At 42.9% G+C, this 16165-nt stretch carries 17 protein-coding genes and 2 pseudogenes; 8 read left to right on the plus strand and 11 right to left on the minus strand.

The genetic code is table 11. From position 1 onward, the window contains the following. Positions 1-197 precede the first annotated feature (197 nt). From IM450_RS22675 to IM450_RS05865, 9 genes and pseudogenes are all read right to left on the minus strand, one after another. A pseudogene (locus IM450_RS22675) lies at positions 198-338 on the minus strand (DUF7149 domain-containing protein); the annotation flags it as partial. Positions 339-511: 173 nt separating this feature from the next. Beyond that, positions 512-1255, minus strand: a complete 744-nt coding sequence (locus IM450_RS05830; protein ID WP_287667567.1) for a DUF1995 family protein — start codon at positions 1253-1255, stop codon at positions 512-514. A gap of 278 nt (positions 1256-1533) precedes the next feature. After that, complete coding sequence (locus tag IM450_RS05835) at positions 1534-1806, minus strand: hypothetical protein (protein WP_002804170.1); 273 nt, start codon at positions 1804-1806, stop codon at positions 1534-1536. 5 nt (positions 1807-1811) lie between these two features. After that, entirely contained in the window at positions 1812-2597 is a 786-nt protein-coding gene (locus IM450_RS05840) for a hypothetical protein (protein ID WP_287667570.1), read from the minus strand. A 121-nt stretch (positions 2598-2718) separates the two neighbouring features. Further along, the gene (locus IM450_RS05845) at positions 2719-4464 is read right to left on the minus strand and encodes a diflavin flavoprotein (protein WP_287667573.1); all 1746 of its coding nucleotides are present in this window, start codon (positions 4462-4464) and stop codon (positions 2719-2721) included. A 44-nt stretch (positions 4465-4508) separates the two neighbouring features. Beyond that, a complete protein-coding gene (locus IM450_RS05850) occupies positions 4509-5009 on the minus strand; it encodes a phosphate-starvation-inducible PsiE family protein (protein ID WP_002769278.1) in 501 nt (166 codons plus the stop codon). Between the two features lie 163 nt (positions 5010-5172). After that, complete coding sequence (locus tag IM450_RS05855; RefSeq protein ID WP_287667575.1) at positions 5173-6897, minus strand: diflavin flavoprotein; 1725 nt, start codon at positions 6895-6897, stop codon at positions 5173-5175. A gap of 338 nt (positions 6898-7235) precedes the next feature. Then, positions 7236-7931, minus strand: a complete 696-nt coding sequence (gene trmD, locus IM450_RS05860) for a tRNA (guanosine(37)-N1)-methyltransferase TrmD (RefSeq protein WP_287667576.1) — start codon at positions 7929-7931, stop codon at positions 7236-7238. 184 nt (positions 7932-8115) lie between these two features. Further along, complete coding sequence (locus IM450_RS05865; protein ID WP_157404799.1) at positions 8116-8256, minus strand: hypothetical protein; 141 nt, start codon at positions 8254-8256, stop codon at positions 8116-8118. Positions 8257-8304: 48 nt separating this feature from the next. On the opposite strand from IM450_RS05865, the gene IM450_RS05870 reads away from it, so the two are divergent. From IM450_RS05870 to IM450_RS05895, 6 genes are all read left to right on the plus strand, one after another. Continuing rightward, complete coding sequence (locus tag IM450_RS05870; RefSeq protein WP_149976600.1) at positions 8305-9159, plus strand: cyanophycinase; 855 nt, start codon at positions 8305-8307, stop codon at positions 9157-9159. A gap of 107 nt (positions 9160-9266) precedes the next feature. Continuing rightward, on the plus strand, positions 9267-11900 hold the full coding sequence (cphA, locus tag IM450_RS05875) for a cyanophycin synthetase (RefSeq protein ID WP_287667578.1): 2634 nt from the start codon (positions 9267-9269) through the stop codon (positions 11898-11900). A gap of 117 nt (positions 11901-12017) precedes the next feature. Further along, positions 12018-12719, plus strand: coding sequence for a DUF488 domain-containing protein (locus IM450_RS05880; protein ID WP_043998116.1), 702 nt, complete (start codon positions 12018-12020; stop codon positions 12717-12719). After that, positions 12655-13101 carry a DUF488 domain-containing protein gene (locus IM450_RS05885; RefSeq protein ID WP_024969514.1) on the plus strand — a complete coding sequence of 149 codons (447 nt, stop codon included), beginning with the start codon at positions 12655-12657 and terminating at the stop codon, positions 13099-13101. The genes IM450_RS05880 and IM450_RS05885 overlap by 65 nt, the downstream gene beginning before the upstream one ends. Beyond that, a complete protein-coding gene (locus IM450_RS05890; protein ID WP_287667583.1) occupies positions 13089-13763 on the plus strand; it encodes a dual OB domain-containing protein in 675 nt (224 codons plus the stop codon). The genes IM450_RS05885 and IM450_RS05890 overlap by 13 nt, the downstream gene beginning before the upstream one ends. A 167-nt stretch (positions 13764-13930) precedes the next feature. Beyond that, the gene (locus tag IM450_RS05895) at positions 13931-14113 is read left to right on the plus strand and encodes a hypothetical protein (protein WP_238560447.1); all 183 of its coding nucleotides are present in this window, start codon (positions 13931-13933) and stop codon (positions 14111-14113) included. Positions 14114-14127: 14 nt separating this feature from the next. Here IM450_RS05895 and IM450_RS05900 read toward each other — a convergent pair. Beyond that, positions 14128-14628 (minus strand): annotated as a pseudogene (locus IM450_RS05900) (hypothetical protein). A gap of 175 nt (positions 14629-14803) precedes the next feature. Here IM450_RS05900 and IM450_RS05905 point away from each other — a divergent pair. Beyond that, complete coding sequence (locus IM450_RS05905) at positions 14804-15172, plus strand: hypothetical protein (RefSeq protein WP_287667587.1); 369 nt, start codon at positions 14804-14806, stop codon at positions 15170-15172. 144 nt (positions 15173-15316) lie between these two features. On the opposite strand, the gene IM450_RS05910 is transcribed toward IM450_RS05905, so the two are convergent. Beyond that, the gene (locus IM450_RS05910; protein WP_002746174.1) at positions 15317-15535 is read right to left on the minus strand and encodes a DUF433 domain-containing protein; all 219 of its coding nucleotides are present in this window, start codon (positions 15533-15535) and stop codon (positions 15317-15319) included. Between the two features lie 189 nt (positions 15536-15724). Here IM450_RS05910 and IM450_RS05915 point away from each other — a divergent pair, with 189 nt between their 5' ends. Beyond that, complete coding sequence (locus tag IM450_RS05915; protein ID WP_071839514.1) at positions 15725-15913, plus strand: hypothetical protein; 189 nt, start codon at positions 15725-15727, stop codon at positions 15911-15913. Positions 15914-16165 lie beyond the last annotated feature (252 nt).

The following is a 16165-nucleotide window of genomic DNA, read 5'->3' on the forward strand; positions in this document are numbered from 1 at the left end:
GAGGGATCGGGGGTAAAATTCAGGTACTTTTTCCCTGAAAATTAGGTAACTGACTACCTCAAAATCGGTAAAACCCTACACCCCACACCCCACACCCCACACCCTGCCCCCACGAAAAACTTTTTCAGCAGCCCCTATCTATAAGGGTTTCATCTCTTATAATCCTGTCCGTTGCATAAGACAAACCGAAGAGCCTTAAACTCTTCAGACTTTTTGCTGTCACATTGCTCCAACAAGCGCGTCAAATTAGCTTGAAAAACCTGAATTGTTTCATCAGGCTTGATTTTCAAGTAAACCCGATTTAAGGCTTGTTTGAGTTCTCGCTTATTGACAATCATAAAAGTTTACCTCTAGGGAAACTACCGATTAATTTTATTATAGCATTGCCAAATGATCGGTTAAAATAGAAGAACAAAAGTTGCAATCGAGGTCAATCTGTAGAAGCCAAGAATTTCTAACAGCAATGGGGAAAAAATCCCCCGTCACAGCCTAGCTTTACGGGGGGAGTATGTCACTGTTGTAATGCTTTTAAGAAGCGTCCCATAGTAGCAAATAAACCAGACTTTTTGGCTTTATTAGCAGGATTAGAACCATCATTAGGAGTATTACTAGAAGCTTTCAGAATCAGATTTTCTAAAGCTTCGCCCATGGGTTTAGTGGATTGTTCAGAAATTAACTCATAACCGTCTTCTTTTTCTAGCCAAACTTGCCACAAGGAAGGATAGGAACGATACACGATCGCTGATTCCAAGGGACGAAAATAATAACAACTTTCTAGGGTACTTAAAAATCTTTCTCGCAATTGTCGGGCTGCGTAACCGATACCCACTACCGATACATCTTCCAATTGAGGAATTAGAAGAACTACGGGGCGATCTTCGGCCAGGTTACAGAGTTTTTCTACGGAATTAATCTCAACCGAGGAGGGGCAAACAACTAAAAAAACTTCATCTTCGGGCTTAATTTTGTTTTCGACAGGAATAAAACGACTACCTAAATCTCCCAGTTGAAAAACTGTTTCTCCCCAATCCCTTCGAGCTAACATGGCGGCCCCAGTATCGGGAAAAATTACCCTTAAACCAGAACCATAACTGTAAAAAATAGAGGTAAAATCAAGGGCTAAAGCTTGCGCTTGTAGAGCAATTTCTGGGATGACTAATTCCACTTGTATGCGTCTAGCTCCCGATTCTAGAGCCAGTTGGGTGGCGGCTTTCGCTTGCAGGATTGTTTCTTCTAGGGAATTGGGTAGGGTCATTTCAGTTATCAGTTATCAGTTATCAGTTATCAGTTATCAGTGACTACCTCTGGTCGTCGGTGGCTTAAAATCAGAAAGATTTTAATTTTTATAAAAGGTAGGGTTGATTCATAGTAGGGTTGATTCATAGTAGGGTTGATTCATGAATCAACCCTACCCTTAATAGATGAAGTGTGACGGGATTTGGCATCATCCCCAGCATTAAGATAACTCCTATAAAATACCTTTAGTTTTTAAGAAGAAAGTCGGTAATCGGAGAAAAGGTGAAGAGAGAAAGCTTAGGAAAGCTGATAGGAGCCGTGACGTTGGGCATAATAATCGAGAATTGCCGTCACCAGAGCGCGATCGCTTTCCTGAAAAGTCTCGGTATAGTTAATTTCTAGACTACCGATCTGACTTTGGTGATAATCGAATTGTTGGAACTGCTGGGGAGTGAGATGGGTTTCCACACCCTGAACCTGTTGTAAATGGCTGGCTAACTCTCGATAGATAGCCAAGGGCATTTGGGGATAAATAATGGTTTGTTTTTGTTGAATAGCAATCGATCGCACGGGTTTTATTCTCCTGATTCGGAAATATTATAGCTGATCGAGGCTTGCGGTGCTGCGGCTGGTCTGGGGACATCATCCCCTAAGCGACGGGTAATAGTTTGACCGTATTGTTCTAAGACAATATAGAGGTTATCGGGATTAGTATCGATCGCTTTAACTAAAATTAAACCATTAGAGAGGGTAGAACCGGGGATAACTCGGCGTTCCGTGGCTTCTCCGGGGGCTTTCACGATCGCCATGGCAGTGGTAGGTAACTGGAAGATGCCCGATACTTGCACTTCTTCCGCTTCCGTCGGTTGCGGTGGTGGTGGTGGAGCTTTTACTATCGATCCTCCGGGGGTGGGAGGATTGCCCGTGGCTGCGGCTGCGGCTGCGGGGGTGGAACGATTGCCTGTGGCTGCGGCTGCGGGGGTGGAACGATTGCCCATTGCTGCGGGTGCGGTAGCCGCCGGAGTCCCAGCCGGGGGTTTTTCCGCCACTGTAATCGTAATATTTGGTTGTAGGGTAAAAGGGGCAAAGGGATCGCTGCGACCGCGATTAATTTCCGCCCGTTTTTGGTCAGGATCGGTGGCGGGAATCAATCCAGGTACTTTTGGGGTGGCTGGTTTGGTAGCCGGTTGCACAGCACCGCTAAAGGCAGGAGGTTGGGCAGCTGGGGGACTAGGAGAGGGGGTGGGGGTGGGGGTTTCTTGGTTGGGCGGTGGGGATTGATTAGCTTGGTTAGAAGCTGGACATCCCACCAACAATAAAGCGACACTCCCCACCGATAGGATTAGCGGCAATTTTTTCATGGGGAAACAAAGACAAAATAGCCCGGTCGGACAGCCTCACATACTAACATAACCTATGCTTTCCAGAAATCTAGGCCGATGATAGGGGAAAAGTCAGGAATTTTGCGCCGCTAGTCCAGTTTTAGTACTGACTACCGGATTTACGATGACCGATGGCGGTGACACCGTTACTATCCAAAACTTGACCCCGCTCGACGGTAGCATAGACTAACCAGCGATCGCCGCAGAGTTGTCGCTCTTTGACCGTACACTCTAGATAGGCGAGACTTTCGCTTAAAATCAGACAGCCATTTTCCCCGACTTGGGTTTCTAATCCTGTAAAGACATCGCCGCCAGATTTGATGCGATTGGAAAAATGGCGGCGTAAATTGCGCCCTTCCTTGAGAATATTCAAGATAAAGACGGTTCCCGAGTTAATTAGGCGATCAGCGGCTTGCTCGTCAGCAACGGCGATAATTAGCCCCGGGGGGTTAAAACTGGCTTGGGATACCCAAGAGGTCAAGAAACCAGCATGATCCTCGCCCTGACGAGTGTTGAGAACAGAGAGGGAACCGACGATCCGACCAACGGCCTGGGCAGTGCGATCGATTTGTGTTTCGGTCATTCCCTGTTGGGGAACCCGCAATTTTTTGGTTTTTTTCAAGGTCTGGGCAAAAGTTTCTCCGGCTAAATAACCTGCTTGTAAACTGGTTTCTGTGGGGTTAAAACGCACGCGCAAGGATTCAAAACCAAGGCGATAATTGGCATCTTTGAGTTTAGTTTCAATTAAATCTACCGCTTCCCCACTCCAACCGTAGGAACCAAAAACCCCAGCTAATTTAGTTTTTGCTGCCGTGGAAAGAACGATTCCTAAAGCAGTTTGGATCTGGGTAGGAGCGTGACCGGCTAAGGTGGGAGAACCGATAATAAATCCGTCACAATTTTCGATCGCTTGACTAATTTCGGCAGGGGTGGCAAACTCACAATTTATTGATTCTACGGCCAGATCATTTTCTAATAATCCTCGTTCGATCGAGCGGGCCAAGGTGGCAGTATTTCCGTAGGCAGAAGCATATAATAAAGCCACTTGTAGGGGTCTAGTTTTTTGTTCTTGACACCAATAGCGATAATCGTGGGCAAGACGACTAAGACTATAGCGAATTATCGGACCGTGGGCGGGTGCATAATATTGGGCGGGAAATTCTTTAATTTTGTCGAGGGCTGTTTCTACCGCTTTGGATTGCACGGCATGGAGACAATCAAAATAATAACGACGATCTGCGTCTAATTCTTTCCAATTTTTATCCCAAATATCGTCACTGCACAGATGCACACTAAAGAATTTATCGCTGTATAAAATTTGGGTTTTTTGGTCAAAAGTGCAGATACCATCAGGCCAGCGGGGGGTAGGGACATTAATAAAACTGAGTTGATGACCTTGCCCTAAATCAAGGATTTCATCGGTTCGTATGCCCAAAATTTGGGCATCGGGAAAGGTATTTTTAAGGGTATTGACGGCAGATTTAGAACAGAGGATGCTGATTTGATCGGTTTGGTCTAATAATGCCTTTAAAGTGACGATACGATTGGGATTAACGTGACTGAGAATCAGATAATCAAGACGATGTAAGGGGACATATTGACGAATTTCTTCTAAATAAATTTCGGTGAAGGATTCTCCGGGGGGATCGATTAAGGCGGTTTTATCGCCCCGGATAAGATAGGAATTCGCGGTGGTTCCCCGTTGACGAGCATATTCTATTTCAAATTTTAATCTTTCCCAAGTACGCGAGCGAAAAACCCACGTTTGCTCGGCAATTTCGGCGGTTTGAACATCGCGGGGGCGATTATTAATAGCAGGATTGGAAATTAAAGTATTAGTGGTCATAATTGTTAAGTTGGTTATTAGCTGTACTGATAACTGATAACTGATTAAGTTTTGCTGTTTATTTCAGTTAATTCTTTAACTAAATGTTGACGATAACGTTCAGAAACTTTTTGTTCAGGATCGATACCTTCAAAGGTGGGAGGCAGCCAAACTCTTAACACCATTAATGTACCGAGAACTATTAGAAAAGCACAGGCGGCTAATACTTGTGTCCAATTAGTTTCTAGGACTCCTCTGACAATTAATTCTCGCAAAACCGAAACGATAGAAACTTCCACGGCAACACCGATAGAAACTCGTTTTTCTTGCAAATAAATAATTAACAATCGGAACAATTCTACTAGAATTAAGAGGAATAAAATATCGGCGGTAATAATCCGAAATTGAATCGGTGGCAGCAGAGACATAAACATTTCTCTGACTTCTAACACCATGAAGCTAAATAAACCAATACAGAGAGAAATGACAATTAAATCTTGAATCATTTCTAAGACTTGCACTACCCGCACCATCATTGGGGAAGGTTTTTTAATTGGTTCGTACATTTTATTCCTCCTAAGATTGATAGAATTGGATGTTTCAGTTATCAGTGAGCAGTAAACAGTAATCAGTGAAAATAAAGCGGCAACTTCCTACTTAACACTATCCACTGAAAACTTAAATCTGATAACTGATAACTGATAACTGATAACTGATAACTGATAACTGTTAATAATGGTTGCCAACTTTGCGATGATGGACAGCAGTTAAGACATCTAAACGGGCAACTCGTCCGCTATTAACAGTACAATAAACTACCCAATGATCGCCGCAATCTAAACGACTGGTGACTTCACATTCTATGTAAGCTAAGGCATCGGCTAAAATTGGTGATCCATTGTTAGCAGTGTAGGTTTTAATGCCTTCAAAACGATTGGCACCGGGAGAGAAACGCTTGAGGAAATGTTTCATTAATTTCTGGTAATTATCCTCAGCCAAAACATTTAAAACAAAGGTATCGCTAGGCTGTAAAAATGATACCATTGCCCGATCTTTGGCCACTGCAATCGCCACACCTAAAGGATTTAAACTTGCTTGTGTCACCCAAGAGGCAATCATGGCACTGGATAAATCGGCTTTTTGGGAAGTAATTAGATACAATCCGGTACTAATACGGCCTAAAGCCTTTTCTAAGTCGTTGTTAATCGACTTAATTTGTTTAATCGTTTTTTCTCGGCTTAACCATTGGCCGAGGTCGGTTCCTGCTTCATCGGCAATAAAATCGAGGGATTGATTGGTATTATCTTTAACTAAAAGAGGAGGAAAAGCTTCGATCACGACCATTTCCTGTAATTTATTTCTTAAGGGAAAAATTGGTTCATCTTCCCCACCTCCTGACTCAAATAATCCTACCGCTTGTTTGCCATTGACCGAAGCAAGAATCGTGCTTAAAATCGTCTGGTTAATCGGGGAAGATTGGGGAGGCATTCCGATGACAACTCCTTTAGACTGATTGATTAATTCTCTGACTTCGTGGGGATCAGCATTATTCATGTCGACTAATTCTGTCACCACATCAGTTTTAGTCAAACCCTGACTAATCATAGTAGCTAAATGTTCGCTTTGTCCGTAATCTTGGGTAAAGAATATAGCCACTAAAGTATCGGCAGAAGTTTGTTCTTGACTCCAAGCTTGATAGCGTCCCACCCAATCAGAAATATGGTGTTTTAATAGGGGACCGTGACCGGTGGCAATGAGATTAATCTCGAATTTCTCGATTCTTTTAATTGCCCCTAAAACTGAACGAGCATTCGGTCGCATCAGACAGTCATAATAGGTTTGAAAATCGGCTTCTAGCAGGTCTTTTTCTAGATCATAGGTTTGATCATCACAAAAGTGCATTCCGAAGGCATCACAGGTAAAAAGGGTGGCAGTTTTAGCATCAAAAGTGAAGATAGTATCAGGCCAATGAAGATTAGGGGCTGAAACAAATTCTAAAACATGACCATTACCTAAGTCTAAAGTATCACCACTTTTAACGATTAACTGTTTAAAGGGTCTGTGTACCATGTTTTCGAGGAATTGCATGGCAACTTTTGCCCCCACCACGGTAACTTCTGGGACTAATTCCAAAACTTCTTTGACTAAACCACTGTGGTCGGGTTCGGTGTGACTGATAATTAAATAATCAAGATGATTGATGTTGATTAGTTTAGTTAATTCATCCAGATAAAGGCGATCAAATTTGCGGTGAGATGTATCAATTAGGGCGGTTTTTTCCCCTTGAATAACAAAAGAGTTATAAGTCGTACCGTTTTCTAAACCAAACTCGATATCAAAACGATCGCGGTCCCAATCCAAACAGCGTAAGCTAAAAGTATTTTCGGCGATTTCTTGGATTTGTGTGGTTAAACGGCTGGTTTTAGCGGGTTTTGGAGTGATTAAAGCCACCATAATTTCTATCTCCCACAGGATTTGATTCGGAACTGCATTTGCTTAATTCCTATGGTGACTTGCTTTCAGCGATTTGTAAAATACCAATTACTCAAGTCAATGATTAGCTAGATTTATATAACCTTTTATCTATGGTTGCGCCTATTAAAGCCCCACCAGCTAGAGAACTAGAATTTTTTGGCAAGAGCAGATAGACTCTAGAGACTGGGAACGAAAAAGAGACCTAAAATGCCGAAAGTGGATTGGAAACGTTGCCATCAAAGCCTAGAAACCAGAAGAGCCATAATTCATAATTCATAATTCATAATTCATAATTCCCACGCGAGCATTTTTGGGGATTAATCCCCTTCCTCTAGCCATTTTTGCCAGAGATCTGGACGACGCTCCTTCGTGCGATCGAGTTGTTGTTGATAGCGCCAATCAGCGATATCCTGATGATTACCCGATCGCAAAACCAGCGGCACTTGCCAACCGCGAAAGACTGGGGGCCGGGTATATTGGGGATAATCCAATAAACCCGCCTCAAAACTCTCCAATTTCAACGATTCCGCCTTACCTACTGTACCGGGTAACAACCGGGTCACCCCGTTAATAATCGCTAAAGCAGGAATTTCCCCACAAGTTAGGACAAAATCCCCTAAAGATACCTCTTTAGTCACCAAATGCTCACAAACCCGCTCATCTACCCCTTCATAATGCCCACAGATGAGAATTAACTGCTGATAACTACTGGCCCAAGTTTTCAGTAAAGCTTGATTGAGAGGTTCCCCCTGGGGAGTCATCAGCACGATCTCCCGGGGTGGTAAAATTTCTAAAGACTCGATCGCCTCAAAAATTGGCTCTGGTTTTAATAACATTCCCACACCACCACCGTAGGGTTCATCATCGACGCGACGGTGTTTATCGTGGGCAAAATCCCGGAGATTGACCAAATTTACCCTAGCGATGTCGCGTTCGAGAGCTTTTGCCAACAACCCCGACTGCAGCGGTGAAGTAAAAAAATCGGGAAAGAGAGTGATAATGTCAAACTGCACGGGAAAAATTAAGGCCTAGACTGGAATAGTGTTTAATGTATCATTTTGTCACGGCTCGATCGGTTAAAATCTTGCTAATTTTGCGATAGTCTATCTCAATAACATGATAGACTATGCTGTACTGTCTAGGGGTTTTTCTGGCTCTAGCTTGAGTGATCGAAGTCTAGCCTAGACTTAAAGTTAACTAAAAGTCCGTGATTGCCAGTGGATCGAAGAAAATTGCTAAAATCGCCTCTACTATTGCTTGATGTCCCGAAAAATATCCCCAAACCGCATTTTTTTCCGTCAACCGTTCAGGGAAAATAACATCAAGATACTTGTCCATCTTCCCGAAAAACCTTCCATCCCTAAAAATGTCTATTCGTTCAGTGACATGATCATCGAGCTAGAAACCCAACACCACGAAAATCCTGCCCCCATATCTCTCAAAACGGCGATTTTAGTCATTGGAGGTGCCGAGGATAAAGTCCACGGTAAAGAGATACTGCACACCTTTTGGAATCGCGCTGGGGGTAGCGAAGCAGTGATCGCTATTGTTCCCTCCGCTTCCAGAGAGCCAGTTTTAATCGGCGATCGCTATCAGAAGATTTTCGAGGAAATGGGGGCAAAATACGTCAAAGTTATCGATATTCGTGATCGCGTACAGGGAGAAGACCCCCAATTCCAGGCCTACATCGAAGAATGTACAGGTGTATTTATGACCGGAGGCGACCAGCTGCGTTTATGCGGTTTGCTCTCCGATACTCCCCTGATGGAAAGAATCAGACAAAGAGTGCAACAGGGAGAATTAACCCTAGCTGGAACTAGCGCCGGGGCCGCCGTTATGGGTCATCACATGATTGCTGGGGGCAGCAGCGGGGAAGCACCTAATCGGGCCCTAGTGGATATGGCCATGGGATTAGGTCTCATTCCTGAAGTCATTGTCGATCAACACTTCCACAATCGCAACCGCATGGCTCGGTTAATGAGCGCTATTTCTGGTTATCCCGAACGTTTAGGAATTGGCATCGATGAGGATACCTGCGCTATGTTTGAACGGGATGGCACGATGACGGTAATCGGCTGCGGTACAGTGACGGTAATTGATGCTAGGGAAATGTCCCACACCAACCACCATCACGTCACCGCAAACGAACCTCTGAGTCTGCATAATCTGCGGGTACATATTCTTGCCTACGGTGATGGCTATCATCTCAAAAAACAGCAAGTGATCCCTAAATTGGGGTAAAAAAACTCCTGAAAAACTGTTCACGATGAACAGTTTACCCATCTCGGAAAACCAGACAATAAACAACGGCTTCTTTGTGCTTCTCAACAGCGAACATCAGCTATATCATGAAAATTCTCAGAACCCAAACCCTGCGCGGTCCCAACTACTGGAGTATTCGTCGCGACAAGCTCATTGTTATGCGTCTGGATCTCGAAGATCTCGCAGAGAAGCCATCGAATGAAATCCCAGGCTTTTACGAGGGATTAATCGACGTTCTCCCCAGTTTAGTCGAACATTACTGCTCCCCCGGTTATCGCGGTGGTTTCTTTGAACGAGTCCGCACTGGCACTTATATGGGCCACATCATTGAACATATCGCCCTAGAATTGCAAGAATTGGCAGGAACTCCCGTCGGGTTTGGTCGCACGAGAGGCACCTCCACCCCCGGAGTCTATAACGTGGTGTTTGAATACGTTGAGGAGCAAGCGGGACGTTATGCGGGTCGGGCTGCCGTGCGGTTGTGTCAATCGATTGTCGATACGGGAACCTATCCTAAGCAAGAATTAGCCCAAGATTTAGCCGATTTACGCGATTTATGCAATAATGCCTCCCTCGGTCCGAGTACAGAAACCATCGTCAAAGAAGCACAAGCTAGAAATATCCCCTGGTTACTCCTGAGCGCTCGTGCCATGGTGCAATTGGGCTATGGCGTTCACCAAAAGCGCATTCAAGCCACTTTAAGCAGTTTTTCGGGGATTTTAGCCGTTGAGTTGGCCTGTGACAAGGAAGGCACAAAAACTATCCTCAAGGATGGTGGCATTCCAGTCCCCCGGGGTACGGTGATTCAATACTTGGATGAGTTGTCAGCGGCAATCGAGGAAGTGGGAGGGTTTCCCATCGTGATTAAACCCCTCGATGGCAACCACGGCCGGGGCATCAGCATCGATGTTAAAACTCAACAGGAAGCAGAGGAAGCCTATGATCTAGCCAGTGCCGCCTCGAAAACCCGCAGCGTGATCGTAGAAAGATACTATAAAGGCAGTGATCACCGAATTTTAGTCATAAATGGCAAAGTTGCCGCCGTGGCCGAACGGATTCCCGCTCACGTCGTCGGTGATGGGCGCTCAACTATAGAAGAATTAATCGAAATTACTAATCAAGATCCCAACCGGGGTGACGGTCATGCCAACGTTTTAACTAAAATAACTATTGACAAAACCGCCCTTAATGTGCTAGAGAAACAGGGCTATGAATTAACCAGCATTTTACCCCAAGGTGCGATCGCCTATCTGCGGGCCACCGCTAATTTAAGCACCGGCGGCATCGCTGTGGATCGTACCGACGAAATTCACCCCGAAAACGTCTGGATCGCCCAAAGAGTGGCAAAATTAATCGGTTTGGACATTGCCGGTATCGATGTGGTCACAGATGATATCCGCAAACCCCTGAAAGAAGTGGACGGGGTAATCGTAGAAGTCAACGCCGCTCCCGGTTTTCGGATGCACGTCGCCCCCAGTCGCGGTTTACCCCGCAATATCGCCGCTCCAGTTATCGATATGTTATTCCCCCCCGGTACTCCCAGTCGCGTGCCAATTCTGGCGATTACGGGAACTAACGGCAAAACCACCACTAGCCGCTTAATTTCTCATATTTGCCGACAAACGGGGAAAGTAGTCGGATTTACCACGACGGACGGCGTATATATCGATGATTATCTGGTAGAAAAGGGCGATAACACCGGTCCCTACAGTGCCAGTATGATTTTGAAGGATCCCACGGTGGAGATTGCCGTGCTAGAAACGGCCCGGGGTGGTATCCTGCGATCGGGTTTAGCTTTTAATCAGTGCGATGTGGGAGTGGTGTTAAATGTGGCCGCCGACCATTTGGGTATCGGCGATATCGACACCATCGAACAAATGGCGAAGGTAAAAAGCGTTGTGGCCGAGGTGGTTAGCGCCGAGGGTTACGCGGTTTTAAATGCCGATGACCCCTTGACCGCTAGTATGGCCGAAAAAGTCAAGGGAAGAGTCGCTTATTTTTCCATGAGTGCCGATAACCCGATTATTCACGACCATATCCGTCGCGGTGGCATGGCCGCCATCTATGAGAATGGCTATCTGTCGATTCTAGAGGGAGAATGGACGCTGAGAATCGAGGAAGCGGTCAATATTCCCGTGACTATGCAGGGAATGGCTCCTTTTATGATTGCTAACGCCCTGGCCGCCTGTTTAGCCACTTTTGTGCAGGGTATCGATATCGAGTTAATTCGCCAAGGGGTGCGGACTTTTAAACCTTCCGTGGCCCAGACCCCCGGCAGGATGAACCTGTTTGACTTGGGACACCATCACGCTTTAATCGATTATGCCCATAATCCCGCCGGATACGAAGCCGTCGGCGGTTTTGTCGGCAATTGGTCCGGGGAAAAAGTCGGCGTGGTCGGCGGACCTGGCGATCGACGGGATGATGATTTAATTTTATTAGGGAAATTATCAGCCCAAATGTTCGATCGAATTATTGTTAAGGAAGATAACGATACTCGCGGTCGCCGCCGAGGAGAAGTGGCCGATTTAATTCTCCGGGGAATTAGCCAAGAAAATGCCAGTTTGCGACCAGAAGTTATTCTCGATGAAACGGAAGCTTTAGAGAAGGCTTTAAGCACGGTTTCTGAGGGTGGTTTAGTGGTAATTTTCCCGGAAAGTGTCACCCAGGCGATCGATTTGATCGAGAAACATCGACCCCTGACCGATAATCAGGGTTAAAAGTTGGGATATTCTGCCTATAGAGTCACTTCTAGCCCGATGGTCTGTTCCCCTCTCTAGGCAATCGTTGATCTACAATGATTATTGTAGGCTTTCATCGAAGGAATAATAATATTGATGCAGTTATTCACCATCGGTCACTCTAATCACGAAATTGCCTCATTTATGCTTCTACTTAAGAAGCATAATATAACTGCCCTTGCTGATGTTCGTTCTCATCCTTATAGCCGATTTCTCAAGCATTTTAATCAGTCAATATTGTCAAATGCTTTAAAAAGTGAAGGCATTTACTATGTGTTTTTGGGCAAAGAATTAGGAGCCAGACCGAGCAGCGAAGAATGTTATGTCAATGGTAAGGCTTTATACGAAAAAATTGCTAAAACATCAGCTTTTAATCATGGAATTGAACGAATTTTACAGGGAGTGAAAAAACATCGAATTGCCCTTATGTGTGCGGAGAAAGACCCGATTGAATGTCATAGAGCGATTCTGGTTTGTCAACATCTACGTCATTGCGATTTAGATATTTATCATATTCTAAAAAATGGTGACTTGGAATCTCATGACCATTTGGAAGAAAGAATGCTGTTCAAACATAGTTTGACCGATTTTTCAGCCAGTAATCAAAAAGAAATTCAGCTTTCTTTATTTGTCGAGCCAAATAGCAATCTTCTCACAAAAGCAGAATGTTTGGAGAAAGCTTATAAGCTTCAGGGTGATGCAATTGCTTATATAGAAACAAGTGGTAATTATGATGAACAGGACAATCAATCTCTTTACAATCGGCTTTACTCAAAAGACTGCACAGAAGTTCTTTGATGACTTACAAAAAGCTGGCGTTAAGAGAGTTATAGATACTCGTTTAAATAATGTTTCCCAATTAGCAGGATTTAGTAAAAAAGCTGACCTGGAATATTTTTTAAAAGTCATCGGTGGCATTGACTATGTTCATGTTTTAGACTTAGCTCCAACTCAAGATATTCTTGATGAATATAAAAAGAAAAAAGTTGATTGGACAATATACGAACAAAAATTTAGACAACTTATTAGTAGCCGGAGGATTGAAACAAAAGTTTCTCCAGATGTAATTAATAACGCTTGTTTACTCTGTAGTGAGGCAAAACCTCATAATTGTCACCGTCGTTTAGTGGCCGAATATTTAAAGGAGAAATGGGGGAATGTCAATATATGTCATCTCTGAAAAAAATTGTCTGTCTTGCTAATTCATGGAAATTAAATGAACGCTGTATCGCTGGAATTGATATTGGTTCAGGAAATTGGGTTCGTCCTGTGTGTGATTCTCTTTATCCAGAAGATGGCAGGGTTCCACGAGCAGTTAGACTAATTTCTGGTAAAGAACCAAAAGTTTTAGATATTCTCGAAATTCCCCTGGCTGATACTGGCAATGATTTTGGGTTTGAATCGGAAAATTTTTCCGTTTTACCCGGTGAATGGAAATGTGTAGGTAGATTCAATATCAATAATTTGGGAAAGTATTGTAGAACCCCAACAAAAATACTGCACAATTCAATTAAATATGTTAATCCTTCTTATTTGAAAAACCTTAATTTCAATCAACGTTATACTCTCCAGTTGATTCAAGTGCAGAGTTTTAGAGTATATCAAAAAGAAAATTCAAAAGGAAATTTTGAGTGGCGTGGCACAATTACAACAGCGAATGGTAACAGTTTGACAGAAGCAAAGATAACTGATCCCGTATTTGTCGAGAAATTAAATACAGGCTATCAACCTCAGCAAAACTGTTTTGTTACCGTCAGTCTTAGTCTGCCTTGGATCTCTTCGGCAAATTGGGAAGGAGAAGCTCCCTGCTGGAAATTAATAGCAGCTGTAATTGAATTATAGGAATTACGGCTAGACAACTTTTTTATAGGTTGTTGGCTCGAAAAAATCTCTGTTCGTGAAATTTTCAGAGCTATGAACAGTTGAGTTTAACAGACTGAAGTGGGCGAGGTAAATTTAGCATAAATGCTGGAGCGATCAAGCGAAAATAAGGCTCTTCTCAACTTTGTGTGATAAGTTTAACTTATATAGTAGCGATCGATCTTTGTGTCCTCTGTGTCTCTGTGGTTCCTTCCACTCCCTCGCCCGCAAGACTGTATCTTAGAATACATTTTACCCACCAAATCCAAAAGAACCCCATTTCCCTATCCTTGTCAATTGTGGATCAAAGCAGCTTGACATCCATATCTTGATAAATTTATCAAAGTTACTCTGGTTTGAGACTATCTAAAATTAATTGTATATCTAAATCAAGAGCCTGAGCAATTTGTTCGATCGTTAATCCTAATCCTATTAGTTTGGGAACAGTTTCTAGTTTTGCTTTAATAACATTCTTTTCAGTTTTATCAATATGATAATTTTCTATTTCTCGATTATTAGAAGGGTGATGACAAAAAGTAACCTGATCAATTTTTACAGATTTATTACCCAAATTATTAATACTATTGCTGACAATTAACCTTTCAATTGCTGATCGAACAGTTGATTTATTTAATTCTTACCCTAACACTTCCGAAAGAATGCGCCAAAGTTCATAGGCCTTATCTCTGGCATGACCTTCAGAACAATTATATTTTTCTGCTATTTTTGCATATTTCTGACCATCAAAAACGTTCTTTAAAATCCCTAATTGCAATGTATCGAGATGCTTTCCCGTGTGGTCAAAAACCAGATTATCAATAAGTGAGAAGACTTCTTGGGTATCCATGGGAGTAATGTTAAGATTTTGGGACACAATACCGTCATTATCCGTTATTTTCCGATATTTGTAAACATAGTTAACAAAACTTCCGACAATATCCGTTTTTTTCCGTCTTGACAATGTTTAAACTTATTAGTTAGGATTCTGCTTATTATGGTTGTTTTTGCAGTAACTACTCACTATGAGAGCCATTAAAATCCTCTGTATGTTCATTGGTATGGGATTAATTCATTCTGCTCCCATACAAGCAAACAATATGAGTAATGATATTTTAATTAGCCAATCTCGTCGTCAGTATGAATGTACGCGGAACGGAGTTAATCCTACTATATCAGGTTCTCTGTTTTCAGATGGATATAACTGTTTAATACCTATATCAGCAGGTAAGTGTGTAGGTTATGCTGATGCTTTTGGATACAGTCGTATTGGTAATTCAGATCCTAGAGGAATGATAAGCTGTAAAAATGTCGAAATTGCAGAAGATAGACTAACAGGGAAAAAATATTATCGATTTGGTTCAGGAGATAAATTTATCTTGGAAGGAAAATAAGTTTATTTTAGATTCTGTAATTATCTTTACAGTTGACCATTCTTGATCCCAGTCCATCCCATTTGTGGAACAGTTTTGATATTATAACCTGTAAACTCCCTCATTAATCTTCGGTCAATACATTCATCTAAAAAAAGCCTCATTTCACGCTACCCTATCAATAAGCTCTTTTTCAAATTCTGCAAGTAAGCTAATAACTCGTTCTCTTGTTACCGTTGGAAAACCCTCTAAAAAATCATCAATTGATTCTCCTGCTTTAAGATAATCAAAAAGTGTTTGTATCGGAACTCTAGTACCTGAAAAAACAGGAACACCACTCATAGTTTCAGGAGATACATGGATAAGAGGCGAATATTTAGCCATTTTGATTACCTTCTTAGCTTCTACAGAGTAGATTAACCCAGAGCAATGCGTCTTGTCTTCATATTCTAGCCTAGATTCTTGAAAAATGGGTTAAACTGATGCTAAATAGGGTTTGCTGACAAAGTACGGGCGAAGCATTCGGGCAATAACCTATCGGTGAAACCGTAGATTGGCTCTTCTAGGTTCTGTGTGATGAGTTTAACTTACTATATGATCGATCTTTGTGTCCTTTGTGTCTTTGTGGTTCGTTCCACCCCCTCGCTAGGAGGAATGTATCTTAGAATACATTTTACCCGCCAAACCTGGGAGAGCCGTAGATTTTTTATCCGAATGCTTCGCCCCTACAGGACGCGGGCCGATGAAGACGCAAGGTTTTGAAGCACGATTCTCTCAAAATCTTGCACCTGTTTCGCGAGAAAAGCCACAAAACCCTTACCTTGCCTACATTTCACCTTTATTCAGCAGACCCTAAATAGGTTAGGGAAGTGGCTTTCGATTAATAATACTAAAATGAACAATAATCTAAAATCAAGCCGATAATGACTAAATGCAACCGACGGAAGCCCAACTTAGACAACTCTATCAGCTAATTTCAATAAAGTCCGAAAACTATGCACGGGTAGGTTCTTT

Source organism: Microcystis sp. M083S1 (genome assembly GCF_020246405.1).
Taxonomy (GTDB): Bacteria; Cyanobacteriota; Cyanobacteriia; order Cyanobacteriales; family Microcystaceae; genus Microcystis; species Microcystis aeruginosa_C.

What these genes read in the sequence shown, in the direction of transcription:
- IM450_RS05830 (WP_287667567.1), bottom strand. Translation starts at nt 1,255, where the DNA reads ATGACCCTACCCAATTCCCTAGAAGAAACAATCCTGCAAGCGAAAGCC.
- IM450_RS05840 (WP_287667570.1), bottom strand. Translation starts at nt 2,597, where the DNA reads ATGAAAAAATTGCCGCTAATCCTATCGGTGGGGAGTGTCGCTTTATTG.
- IM450_RS05845 (WP_287667573.1), bottom strand. Translation starts at nt 4,464, where the DNA reads ATGACCACTAATACTTTAATTTCCAATCCTGCTATTAATAATCGCCCC.
- IM450_RS05850 (WP_002769278.1), bottom strand. Translation starts at nt 5,009, where the DNA reads ATGTACGAACCAATTAAAAAACCTTCCCCAATGATGGTGCGGGTAGTG.
- IM450_RS05855 (WP_287667575.1), bottom strand. Translation starts at nt 6,897, where the DNA reads ATGGTGGCTTTAATCACTCCAAAACCCGCTAAAACCAGCCGTTTAACC.
- IM450_RS05865 (WP_157404799.1), bottom strand. Translation starts at nt 8,256, where the DNA reads ATGGACAAGTATCTTGATGTTATTTTCCCTGAACGGTTGACGGAAAAA.
- IM450_RS05870 (WP_149976600.1), top strand. Translation starts at nt 8,305, where the DNA reads ATGATCATCGAGCTAGAAACCCAACACCACGAAAATCCTGCCCCCATA.
- cphA (WP_287667578.1), top strand. Translation starts at nt 9,267, where the DNA reads ATGAAAATTCTCAGAACCCAAACCCTGCGCGGTCCCAACTACTGGAGT.
- IM450_RS05880 (WP_043998116.1), top strand. Translation starts at nt 12,018, where the DNA reads ATGCAGTTATTCACCATCGGTCACTCTAATCACGAAATTGCCTCATTT.
- IM450_RS05885 (WP_024969514.1), top strand. Translation starts at nt 12,655, where the DNA reads ATGAACAGGACAATCAATCTCTTTACAATCGGCTTTACTCAAAAGACT.
- IM450_RS05890 (WP_287667583.1), top strand. Translation starts at nt 13,089, where the DNA reads ATGTCATCTCTGAAAAAAATTGTCTGTCTTGCTAATTCATGGAAATTA.
- IM450_RS05905 (WP_287667587.1), top strand. Translation starts at nt 14,804, where the DNA reads ATGAGAGCCATTAAAATCCTCTGTATGTTCATTGGTATGGGATTAATT.
- IM450_RS05910 (WP_002746174.1), bottom strand. Translation starts at nt 15,535, where the DNA reads ATGGCTAAATATTCGCCTCTTATCCATGTATCTCCTGAAACTATGAGT.